Here is a 12,253-nt window from a genome sequence, read left to right as displayed (position 1 = left end):
AGATGGTTGTATGAAACGTTAAAATCTCGAAACACGTATCTCGTATCTCAATACTTTTTCACTATTTTTGTTCAATGAATTCAAATCTCGAACTTCAACTCAAAACACTTCCTTCAGAACCCGGAGTTTACCGTTATTACGATAAAAACGGACAACTTTTGTATGTAGGAAAAGCCAAAAATTTGAAGAAAAGAGTACTTTCTTATTTCAACAAAAATCAAAACGGTTACAGAACCAGAATTATGGTTTCTAAAATCGTACGATTAGAAACAACCGTTGTAAACTCTGAATATGACGCACTTTTACTGGAAAATAATCTGATAAAAGAACATCAGCCGTTTTACAATGTCATGTTGAAGGACGACAAAACCTATCCTTGGATTTGTATTAAAAACGAAAATTTCCCGCGTGTTTTTTTGACCAGAACCATAATCAAAGATGGAAGTGAATATTACGGACCTTATGCTAAAGTTCGTCCTGCCAAAATTTTGTTGGAAACGATTAAAAATTTGTATAAAATTCGTTCGTGTAATTTAGATTTGGCACCAAAAAAAATTGAAGACGGAAAATATAAAGTTTGCTTAGAATATCACATCAAAAATTGCAAAGGTCCTTGTGAAGGCTTAGAAAGTCTGGAAAATTATGATGAAAAAATAGATGCCATCCGTGGAATTATCAAAGGAGATTTCCGAAAAGCGAGGAAATATTTAGAAGACGAAATGTTTCGTTTTGCTGCCAATTTAGAGTTTGAAGCAGCACAAAATGTAAAAGAAAGATTAGATATTTTAGAAGATTACCAAGCAAGAAATACGGTTGTCAATCCAAACATAGATGATGTAGATGTTTTCGGAATGACGAGTGATGAAACCGCAGCTTATGTGAATTTCTTTAAAATCAGAAACGGAAATATTGTCCAAAGTTTCACTACTGAAATCAAAAAAATGCTGGAAGAAACCGATGAAGAAATTTTGGAAGAAGCACTCATAGAAATCCGACAAAAATTCGCTTCTGAATCTAAGGAAATATTGCTTCCTTTTCATTTAAATATAGAAATTCCGAATATAAAACTCATCGTTCCGAAAGTGGGTGACAAGAAACGAATTGTAGAACTTTCTGAAAAAAACGCCAAAGAATACAGACTGGAAAAACTGAAACAAGTTCAAATTGTAGATCCAGAAAGACACACCAACAGAATTATGGCAGAAATGCAAAAACTTTTGCGAATGCCAGTAGAACCAAGACATATAGAAGGTTTTGACAACTCCAATATTCAAGGAAGTAATCCTGTTTCTGCTTGTGTTGTTTTCAAAGATGGAAAACCTAGTAAATCTGATTATAGAATTTTCCATGTAAAAACAGTAGAAGGACCGAATGATTTTGCGACGATGGAAGAAGTGATTTACAGACGTTACAAAAGAATGCTCGATGAAGGTGAAAATCTTCCGCAATTGATTTTGATTGACGGTGGAAAAGGTCAACTTTCGTCTGCGGTGAAAAGCTTGAAATTATTAGGTTTGTACGGAAAAATAACCATTGTAGGAATTGCAAAACGTTTGGAAGAAATTTTCTTTCCAGAAGATCCAATTCCGTTATACTTAGACAAAAAATCTGAAACGCTGAAAATTTTGCAAAGAGTTCGTGACGAAGCACACCGTTTTGGGGTGAAGCATCACAGAACGCGCAGAACCAACAATACCATAAAATCTGAATTAGAAGAAATTCCTGGAGTGGGCGAAAAAACCATAGAATTGCTTCTAAAAAAACTAAAATCTGTAAAACGCGTAAAAGAAGCCAACCTAGAAACTCTGGAAGAAATTCTTGGGAAGCAGAAAGGGAAAATTGTTTGGGAGTTTTTTAATCAATAAAAAAGCATCAATTTCTTGATGCTTTTATTTTTTATTTCGCTGTAAAGACTTCTTTTTTGTAATTCCCATCGTTGGTTTGGATTTCTATGATTAGGTTTCCGTTTTCTGTGTAACCTAGAGTAGAAGTTCCATTTTCTAAAGTGACTCTGTAAACATCTGATTTTGTAGTATTTTTAAAAGTGGCAAAAGGAACAGAACTCCTAGAACTTACCAAGATGAATTGATCTTTAGAAATCTGAATTTTTTGGAAACTCATCGTTCCATTGCTATAACTTTCTGCTTTTTTGGAAACTTCAGGAGTTGCAGAATTTGTAGAAGCTACTACAGCTTGGACTGGCTTTTCTAGAACGGTTTCTACTACGGTTTTTTGTGTTGGTTTTGCTAAAATTTCTATTTCTTTAGGTTGAGAATTTTGTAAATTTTTGAGTGAAATATTCATCGCGTCTTGATAACCTAACTCGAAATCCTTAATCATAGAAGTTCCTTTGGTTTCAAAAACTACGTTTTTCTCGCAATTCGAAAACTGTAATTTCACTCGATTTCTGAACATGTTAGAATCATTAAGCAAATCTGCATTTAAAACTTTGCAAGGATTTTGTCTTAATTCTAAAGGCCAATTTACAATGTCATCTTGAATTACTTTATATTTCTTTGCTTCTAAAGATTTTTTCAAAAGGGTATTGAGATTATATTCATTTGCTTCAAAATCTTTGAACTTTTTAGGAACATAAATGTATTCGTAATCGGTAATATTTTGAGCGGAAAATATAAGAGTGAAAAACAAGAAAGCAAGTGCAAATGATTTTTTCATTGTGAGAAATTTTAGTGAAGTAAATGTAAAAAATAATTAAGTTCTAATGAAATTAATTTCCTGAAAACTTGCTTACGAAGAAATGAAAGTGAAAAATAGCCCTGATTGAGCCTTTGTTTGAGCTCTTTTTGTTTTTTTTTTGTCATTCTGAGAGAATTCGAAGAATCTAAAAAACAAAAAAGCGAGTGGCGAAAGCAGGTGAAAACGTGATTAAAAACTGAAAACGGGTTGTGCTTCTAATATTTAAAATCCCTCATATCCAATTTCAGAGAAAAGAAATTCGAGAAATAATTGCTGCCGCCAATTCCTGTATTGGTGATGGCGTAATCTAGCGTAAGTCCCTTGTATTTGATACCAATTCCGGCGCTTGGTTGCATAGAAACTTTGCGTTTTAGGTCTTCGATATCGGTAACAGTTTGAAATCTATTGAGACCAGCTCTTACAAAAATCATTTTCTGGAAACTGAGTTCCGCACCAATATATGGCGAAATACTCGCAAAATCGGTAGAAATTACTGCGGCGGTTTTGGCAAAATCTACATTAAGACCAGCTTCTGGCAATAATTCTAAATCTCTATTGATTTCAAAATTTTTTGAAACGCCTAGATTCAATTTAGGCATGGTAATTTCCATTTTATCTTTTGGAGCGGGATTGAATTCTTCTCCATTTACTACTGCTGACAATTCTTTTTGGTTGATGCTCCAAAAATTCACTGTAGTAGTGGCATCTCTCAACATTGCTCCAAATTGGTAACCAGAATCCGCACGATAAATGGCTCCTGCATCAAATCCAAAACCAAAACCATTGGCAAATTTCCCAATATTTCGGTAAACGATTTTGGCATTAATTCCCACGCTTAGTTTTTGGTTTCCAGCAGGACGAAAAGCATAAGAAATAATTCCCGCGTAATCTGAAGTGGAAAATTTAGAAATTTTATCATAATCTATATTTCCTTCGGAATCTATCATCTGAGTAGTGTTCAAAATATTATCCACTCCCAATCTCACAATAGAAATTCCCAAAACGCCATCTTTAGAATCGAGCGCTTTGGCGAAAGAAATATAATCGTATTTCGCAATAGATTCGAAATATTCTGCGTGCATTGCTGCGCCTTGCCAATCACTTTCTACTTCGGTTAAACCAGCTGGATTCCACATCGGAGCATAGACATCATTCTGATTAGAAATCACAGCTCCTCCCATTGCTAAACCTCTGGCTCCAGCTCCTATATTGAGAAATTCGTTAGAATATTTTCTTACGATTTGTGCGTTGCCAATGACTGACAAAAAGGTTAAAAGAAGTAAATATTTTTTCATCAAATTTGTTTAATATCACTCTTGAGTGTTTTCTATTGCTATTTCTTTGGATTTTTTTCTGGCTTTAATGACTCCATTAATGACAATTGCCAAAATCATAACCAAAGAAGCTCCATAAAAAACAGCACTCATTTTTTCTGATTCTCCAAAGATAAAAAAAGCCAATATAATTCCATAAATAGGCTCTAAATTTACTGTAAGAATCAAGGTAAATGGTGAAATGTACTTCATCAAATTCACTGACTCAAACATAGGATATGCTGTAAAAACACTCGCCAATAAGGTTAATAACGCTAAATCACGGTAACTTATTTCGCCAACTTGCGAAATATGACCAGAAAAAACATAATACAAACTAATCACCAGAAAGCCTCCGGAAATTTCATAGAAAATAATATTCCCAGATGATGTTTTGCCATATAATTTTCCGTTAAAAACTGAAAAAATCGTTCCGAGTAAAGCGCAAATTAAACCGTAAATAATCCCTAGTTTATATTGAAATTCTACTTTGAAAATTAATGAAATACAAATCACAATCACGATTCCCATCACAATCTCCGAAACGTCTATTTTTCTTTTAAAAATCAAAGGTTCTAGTAGTGCGGCAAACAAAGTAGATGTTCCCAGACAACTCAGCGCAATAGATACATTAGAAACCTTAATAGAACTGAAGAAAAACAACCAGTGAAATGCCATTAAACTTCCTATTCCTACTAATTTTAAGAGCAATTTCTTAGAAACTTTTATGCTGTCTTTTTTGATAATCCTAATGAATAAATAGAGAAAAACCGAAGCGAAAAGCATTCTGTAAAAAACCAAAACTTCTGCATTCGCATGAATCAGTTTTCCCAAAATAGCAGTAAATCCCCATAAAAAAACAATCAAATGAAGCCTAAAAGTAGAAGTTTTATACATATCTCAAATTTTCTGTACAAAAATATCATTAATTTTCTTTTTATCATAGGGTTTCCTCAATTCATTCCTATAAACACGCCCCGAATTTTCTTCGAAAATTCGGGGCGTTGCTCAAATAATAAACTATAAAAACTAATTAGGAAAAATAAATCATTTAATTCTTTTTTTAATAAACGGAGAAACAAGATTCAATATTTCTTAAAAATTAGTTAAATTTTATTTTTTTTGGCGCCAATTTCGTGCCGTCGCCAGTCGCTTCCCGAAAGCCAAATTCATTCCCATTTCATTTCGGGAGAGCTCCAACAATGGCTCCATCACGGGCGCAGTTCGGTCATAAAAACACTTTCAGAGTTAAAATTTAAATTTATGGTACATCTCATTCAGAATTCATTTCTTATTTTTTATAAAATGTGTATTTTTAGAGACACAAAATAAATTATGGACTTACAATTCAATAAAAACGAAGACACTAATAAACTCAGGCTTTCAGAAATTAATCAACTCTACGCCAAAATCAAAAAAGGTGGCGGAGAAAAAGCTTTACAAAAACAGCACGAACAAGGTAAACTCACCGCTAGAGAACGTATCGCTTATCTACTTGATAATGATGATGAAGCGATAGAAATAGCCGCTTTTGCAGGCCACGAAATGTATGAAGAACATGGTGGTTGTCCAAGTGCAGGAGTAGTTGTAAAAATTGGTAAAATTTCAGGTAAACAATGCATTGTTGTAGCCAATGATGCTACCGTAAAAGCAGGAGCTTGGTTTCCTATTACAGGAAAGAAAAACCTTAGAGCGCAAGAAATCGCCATGGAAAACAGACTGCCAATCATCTATTTGGTAGATTCTGCTGGTGTTTATCTCCCTATGCAAGACGAAATTTTCCCAGACAAGGAACATTTTGGTAGAATTTTTAGAAATAATGCGAAAATGTCTGCAATGGGAATCATCCAAATTTCTGCCATTATGGGAAGTTGTGTAGCAGGTGGAGCTTATCTCCCAATTATGAGTGACGAAGCCATGATTGTAGATAAAACAGGTTCTATTTTCTTAGCTGGAAGTTATTTAGTAAAAGCCGCAATTGGTGAAAATATTGACAATGAAACTTTGGGTGGAGCCACTACACATTGCGAAATTTCTGGAGTTACAGATTACAAAGCCAAAGATGATAAAGACGCTTTAGACAGAATTAAAAACATTATGAAATCCATTGGTGATTTCGAAAAAGCAGGATTCGATAGGACAGAAAGTTTTCCTCCAAAAGAAAATCCCGAAGAAATTTTTGGTATTATCCCCGCTTCTAGATCAGAACAATATGACACTTATGAAATTATTAAAAGACTTGTAGATCAATCAAAATTCGAAGAATACAAACCAGATTATGGCAAAACTATTATTTGTGCTACAGCAAGAATTGATGGTTGGTCCGTAGGAATTGTAGCCAATCAAAGAAAAATGGTAAAATCTGGGAAAGGTGAAATGCAATTTGGAGGTGTTATTTATTCAGATTCTGCAGATAAAGCTACTAGATTTATAGCCAATTGCAATCAAAGAAAAATTCCTTTGGTTTTCTTACAAGACGTAACTGGATTTATGGTAGGTTCTAAATCAGAACATGGAGGAATCATCAAAGACGGCGCCAAAATGGTAAATGCTGTTGCCAACTCCGTAGTTCCCAAATTTACCATAATAACAGGAAATTCCTTCGGAGCTGGGAATTATGCCATGTGTGGAAAAGCTTATGACCCTAGATTAATCGTTTCTTGGCCTTGGGCAGAATTAGCCGTTATGGGAGGCTCACAAGCAGCAAAAGTTTTGGTTCAAATTCAAGAATCTACTCTCAAAAAACAAGGAATGGAAATTACAAAAGAAGAACATAATGCACTTGTAGAAAAAATCACTCAAAACTACACCAAACAAACAAAAGTAGAATATTCTGCTGCTAGGATTTGGGTTGATGCTATTATTAATCCGTTAGACACCAGAAAATGGATATCTGCAGGAATAGAAGTTGCAAATAATTCTCCTATAACCGATAAGTTTAATTTGGGAGTAATCCAAGTATAATATATTTAAACATACATAAAATTATAAAGTAAAAAGCCTCTGTTCTAATGAAGGACAGAGGCTTTTTAATGCTTTTCTTTCTTTAAATATAAATTGATGTTTATAATTTATATATGCAAGTCAAGTTTCATGAGTATTTTCTCATTTAATGTATTATGCTGTCAAAATGATAGCTTGATGAGATTGGATTAGATAGAATAGTGATAAAACAAAAAATCCTCATCATGTAAATGATGAGGATTTCAAAATAAAAACTGGCGGCGACCTACTCTCCCGCGTTAGCAGTACCATCGGCGCTAGAGGGCTTAACTTCTGTGTTCGGAATGGGAACAGGTGAGCCCCTCTGCTAAAACCACCCTAAAGGCTTTATATGAGGGATTAGTTGTTAGGTTTTAGGACTTAGGTTTAATCTAAATCCTTAGCCCTTTCAAGACTAATTCCTTTTTTATCGATAAAAACGTTCACAAAGAGCTAACCTTATCTCTTTCGAGTGCCTATTAGGCTATAAATCTACGGGTAATTAGTACTACTCGGCTATGACATTACTGCCTTTACACCTGTAGCCTATCAACGTCGTCATCTCCAACGACCCTTAAAAGAAGTCTCATCTCGCGGCGAGTTTCGCACTTATATGCTTTCAGTGCTTATCTCTTCCAAACATAGCTACTCAGCGGTGCACCTGGCGGTACAACTGATACACCAGAGGTTTGTTCAACACGGTCCTCTCGTACTAGAGTCAACTCCGCTCAAACTTCTAACGCCCGCAATAGATAGAGACCGAACTGTCTCACGACGTTCTGAACCCAGCTCGCGTGCCACTTTAATGGGCGAACAGCCCAACCCTTGGGACCTTCTCCAGCCCCAGGATGTGACGAGCCGACATCGAGGTGCCGAACCTCCCCGTCGATGTGAGCTCTTGGGGGAGACTAGCCTGTTATCCCCGGAGTACCTTTTATCCTATGAGCGATGGCCCTTCCATACGGAACCACCGGATCACTATGTCCTGCTTTCGCACCTGATCGACTTGTAGGTCTCACAGTCAAGCACCCTTATGCCATTACACTCTACGCACGGTTACCAAGCGTGCTGAGGGTACCTTTGAAAGCCTCCGTTACTCTTTTGGAGGCGACCACCCCAGTCAAACTACCCACCACGCAATGTCCTTCTTTCGAAGTTAGGCTCCAAGTAAACAAAGGGTGGTATTTCAACGTTGGCTCCACAAACACTAGCGTGCCTGCTTCAAAGCCTCCCACCTATCCTACACATTATTTACTCAGAGTCAATACGAAGTTATAGTAAAGGTTCACAGGGTCTTTTCGTCCCATTGCGGGTAATCGGCATCTTCACCGATACTACAATTTCACCGAGCTCGTGGCTGAGACAGTGCCCAGATCGTTACACCATTCGTGCAGGTCGGAACTTACCCGACAAGGAATTTCGCTACCTTAGGACCGTTATAGTTACGGCCGCCGTTTACTGGGGCTTCAGTCAATGCCTTCGAATTACTTCTAAGCACCTTCCTTAACCTTCCAGCACCGGGCAGGTGTCAGACCCTATACAGCATCTTTCGATTTAGCAGAGTCCTGTGTTTTTGATAAACAGTCGCCTGGGCCTCTTCACTGCGGCCAGCATTACTGCTGGCGTCTCTTCTTCCGAAGTTACGAGACTATTTTGCCTAGTTCCTTAGCCACGACTCACTCGAGCACCTTAGGATTCTCTCCTCGACTACCTGTGTCGGTTTTGGTACGGGCTGTATAAATCGCTTTTCTTGGAAGCGGGTCCTTAGGATTATCAGCGCATCCGAAGACTTGCTGTACTATCGTAACCTCGCAGTTACTTCAACGTACTATTCCGTCAGTACGCACCTAATTTCCAACTCCGTCACTTTATTATTATACAGGTACGGGAATATTAACCCGTTGTCCATCCACTACCCCTTTCGGGTTCGCGTTAGGCCCCGACTAACCCTCAGCTGATTAGCATGGCTGAGGAAACCTTAGTCTTTCGGTGAGGGGGTTTCTCGCCCCCTTTATCGTTACTTATGCCTACATTTTCTTTTCTATCCGCTCCACAATACCTCGCGATACTGCTTCGGCGCAAATAGAATGCTCCCCTACCAGATGTACTATTGTACAAATCCATAGCTTCGGTAATATGCTTATGCCCGATTATTATCCATGCCGGACCGCTCGACTAGTGAGCTGTTACGCACTCTTTAAATGAATGGCTGCTTCCAAGCCAACATCCTAGCTGTCAATGCAGTCCAACCGCGTTGTTTCAACTTAGCATATATTTGGGGACCTTAGCTGTTGGTCTGGGTTCTTTCCCTCTCGGACATGGACCTTAGCACCCATGCCCTCACTGCTGCGAAACATTTATTAGCATTCGGAGTTTGTCAGGAATTGGTAGGCGATGAAACCCCCGCATCCAATCAGTAGCTCTACCTCTAATAAACTTATCGCAACGCTGCACCTAAATGCATTTCGGGGAGTACGAGCTATCTCCCAGTTTGATTGGCCTTTCACCCCTACCCACAGGTCATCCGAAGACTTTTCAACGTCAACCGGTTCGGTCCTCCACTCTGTGTTACCAGAGCTTCAACCTGCCCATGGGTAGATCACAAGGTTTCGCGTCTAATCCTACTAACTATGCGCCCTATTCAGACTCGCTTTCGCTCCGGCTCCGGACCTGAAGTCCTTAACCTCGCTAGTAAAATTAACTCGTAGGCTCATTATGCAAAAGGCACGCCGTCACACCATATAGGTGCTCCGACCGCTTGTAGGCGTACGGTTTCAGGTTCTATTTCACCCTTCTATTCGAAGTGCTTTTCACCTTTCCTTCACAGTACTTGTTCACTATCGGTCTTTCAGGAGTATTTAGCCTTGGAGGATGGTCCCCCCATATTCAGACAGGATTTCACGTGTCCCGCCCTACTCATTTATCATCTATGTATGCCTTTCGATTACGGGGCTATCACCCTCTATGGCTGTTCTTTCCAGAACATTCTTCTAAACATATAAAGACTTTTGGGCTAATCCGCTTTCGCTCGCCACTACTTACGGAATCTCTTCGATTTCTTTTCCTCCGGGTACTTAGATGTTTCAGTTCTCCGGGTTTGCTCCCATTGCTGGGTGACATGTCTTCAACATGCCGGGTTGCCCCATTCGGACATCTGCGGATCAATTCGTGTGTGCCAATCCCCGCAGCTTTTCGCAGCTTACCACGTCCTTCGTCGCCTCTGAAAGCCTAGGCATCCGCCATACGCCCTTAACGATTTCTTTCCTAATATTATATTAGTATATTTTTATACTCGGCACTCGAAAGTGCTCGGTTATCTCTTTGTGATGTCTTTATCGTTAATGTCAATGATCTATTTTTCTTCTTAAATGTCTAATAAACAAATATTGTTTTTGGCTCTATTCGTCACTTTTAAATTAGACCTCTAAAACTGTGGAGAATAAGGGAGTCGAACCCTTGACCTCCTGCGTGCAAGGCAGGCGCTCTAGCCAGCTGAGCTAATTCCCCTCTAATTCTTTAGTAGTCTCGGGCAGGCTCGAACTGCCGACCTCTACATTATCAGTGTAGCGCTCTAACCAGCTGAGCTACGAGACTTTAAATCTCTTCCCTCTTACTAATGATTAGGGGTATATTTTTATATATCAACCAGTAAAAAACCAAAGCGAACTGAGTAAGTTCTTATTTTAATTTTGTTTTACGTCTAAAGACGCTCTAAAATGAGATGTTCCAGCCGCACCTTCCGGTACGGCTACCTTGTTACGACTTAGCCCTAGTTACTAGTTTTACCCTAGGCAGCTCCTTTTACGGTCACCGACTTCAGGCACCCCCAGCTTCCATGGCTTGACGGGCGGTGTGTACAAGGCCCGGGAACGTATTCACCGCGCCATGGCTGATGCGCGATTACTAGCGATTCCAGCTTCATAGAGTCGAGTTGCAGACTCCAATCCGAACTGAGACCGGCTTTCGAGATTTGCATCACATCGCTGTGTAGCTGCCCTCTGTACCGGCCATTGTATTACGTGTGTGGCCCAAGACGTAAGGGCCGTGATGATTTGACGTCATCCCCACCTTCCTCTCTACTTGCGTAGGCAGTCTCACTAGAGTCCCCAACTGAATGATGGCAACTAGTGACAGGGGTTGCGCTCGTTGCAGGACTTAACCTAACACCTCACGGCACGAGCTGACGACAACCATGCAGCACCTTGAAAATTGTCCGAAGAAAGTTCTATTTCTAAAACTGTCAATTCCCATTTAAGTCTTGGTAAGGTTCCTCGCGTATCATCGAATTAAACCACATAATCCACCGCTTGTGCGGGCCCCCGTCAATTCCTTTGAGTTTCACTCTTGCGAGCGTACTCCCCAGGTGGCTAACTTATCACTTTCGCTTGGTCTCTGAACCCTAAAGCCCAAAAACGAGTTAGCATCGTTTACGGCGTGGACTACCAGGGTATCTAATCCTGTTCGCTCCCCACGCTTTCGTCCCTCAGCGTCAGTTATATCTTGGTAACCTGCCTTCGCAATTGGTGTTCTAAGTAATATCTATGCATTTCACCGCTACACTACTTATTCCAGCTACCTCAAATATACTCAAGACTTACAGTATCAATGGCAGTTCTATCGTTAAGCGACAGGCTTTCACCACTGACTTATAAGTCCGCCTACGGACCCTTTAAACCCAATAAATCCGGATAACGCTTGCACCCTCCGTATTACCGCGGCTGCTGGCACGGAGTTAGCCGGTGCTTATTCGTATAGTACCTTCAGCTACCCTCACGAGGGTAGGTTTATCCCTATACAAAAGAAGTTTACAACCCATAGGGCAGTCGTCCTTCACGCGGGATGGCTGGTTCAGGCTTGCACCCATTGACCAATATTCCTCACTGCTGCCTCCCGTAGGAGTCTGGTCCGTGTCTCAGTACCAGTGTGGGGGATCACCCTCTCAGGCCCCCTAAAGATCATCGCCTTGGTGAGCCGTTACCTCACCAACTAGCTAATCTTGCGCGTGCCCATCTCTATCCGCCGGAGCTTTCAATATCAAACGATGCCGTTCAATATATTATGGAGTATTAATCTTCCTTTCGAAAGGCTATCCCCCAGATAAAGGCAGGTTGCACACGTGTTCCGCACCCGTACGCCGCTCTCTCATTTCCGAAGAAACAATACCGCTCGGCTTGCATGTGTTAGGCCTCCCGCTAGCGTTCATCCTGAGCCAGGATCAAACTCTCCATTGTATGTTTGTCTGACTCACTCAAAGTTGACTT

5 protein-coding genes, 2 tRNA genes and 3 rRNA genes are annotated in these 12,253 nt (G+C 39.7%); 2 read left to right on the top strand and 8 right to left on the bottom strand.

Translation table 11 applies throughout. From position 1 onward, the window contains the following. Positions 1–74 precede the first annotated feature (74 nt). Complete coding sequence (gene uvrC / locus KKQ79_RS12760; protein WP_213190457.1) at positions 75–1,865, top strand: excinuclease ABC subunit UvrC; 1,791 nt, start codon at positions 75–77, stop codon at positions 1,863–1,865. Positions 1,866–1,896: 31 nt separating this feature from the next. Here uvrC and KKQ79_RS12755 read toward each other — a convergent pair whose 3' ends face one another. From KKQ79_RS12755 to KKQ79_RS12745, 3 genes are all read right to left on the bottom strand, one after another. Then, positions 1,897–2,676 (bottom strand): hypothetical protein, encoded by a 780-nt coding sequence (locus KKQ79_RS12755; protein ID WP_213190456.1) that lies wholly within the window; start codon positions 2,674–2,676, stop codon positions 1,897–1,899. Positions 2,677–2,912: 236 nt separating this feature from the next. Further along, positions 2,913–3,992 carry a putative type IX sorting system protein PorV2 gene (locus KKQ79_RS12750; protein ID WP_213190455.1) on the bottom strand — a complete coding sequence of 360 codons (1,080 nt, stop codon included), beginning with the start codon at positions 3,990–3,992 and terminating at the stop codon, positions 2,913–2,915. A gap of 15 nt (positions 3,993–4,007) precedes the next feature. Next, the gene (locus KKQ79_RS12745) at positions 4,008–4,907 is read right to left on the bottom strand and encodes a DMT family transporter (RefSeq protein WP_213190454.1); all 900 of its coding nucleotides are present in this window, start codon (positions 4,905–4,907) and stop codon (positions 4,008–4,010) included. A gap of 438 nt (positions 4,908–5,345) precedes the next feature. Here KKQ79_RS12745 and KKQ79_RS12740 point away from each other — a divergent pair, with 438 nt between their 5' ends. Further along, on the top strand, positions 5,346–6,974 hold the full coding sequence (locus tag KKQ79_RS12740; protein ID WP_213190453.1) for an acyl-CoA carboxylase subunit beta: 1,629 nt from the start codon (positions 5,346–5,348) through the stop codon (positions 6,972–6,974). Between the two features lie 252 nt (positions 6,975–7,226). Here KKQ79_RS12740 and rrf read toward each other — a convergent pair. From rrf to KKQ79_RS12715, 5 genes are all read right to left on the bottom strand, one after another. Continuing rightward, positions 7,227–7,334: ribosomal RNA gene (gene rrf / locus KKQ79_RS12735) — 5S ribosomal RNA — on the bottom strand. Between the two features lie 140 nt (positions 7,335–7,474). Further along, a 23S ribosomal RNA gene (locus KKQ79_RS12730) occupies positions 7,475–10,255 on the bottom strand. A gap of 170 nt (positions 10,256–10,425) precedes the next feature. Further along, positions 10,426–10,499, bottom strand: a tRNA-Ala gene (locus KKQ79_RS12725). 13 nt (positions 10,500–10,512) lie between these two features. Then, positions 10,513–10,586, bottom strand: a tRNA-Ile gene (locus tag KKQ79_RS12720). A gap of 120 nt (positions 10,587–10,706) precedes the next feature. Beyond that, positions 10,707–12,223, bottom strand: a 16S ribosomal RNA gene (locus tag KKQ79_RS12715). The 16S, 23S and 5S rRNA genes sit together here with 2 tRNA genes alongside, the layout of an rRNA operon. Positions 12,224–12,253: the final 30 nt, after the last annotated feature.

This window comes from Cloacibacterium caeni (assembly GCF_907163125.1).
GTDB classification, from domain to species: Bacteria; Bacteroidota; Bacteroidia; order Flavobacteriales; family Weeksellaceae; genus Cloacibacterium; species Cloacibacterium caeni_B.
Note: the sequence above shows the minus strand (reverse complement) of the source record. Positions and strands in the feature narration are given on the sequence as shown.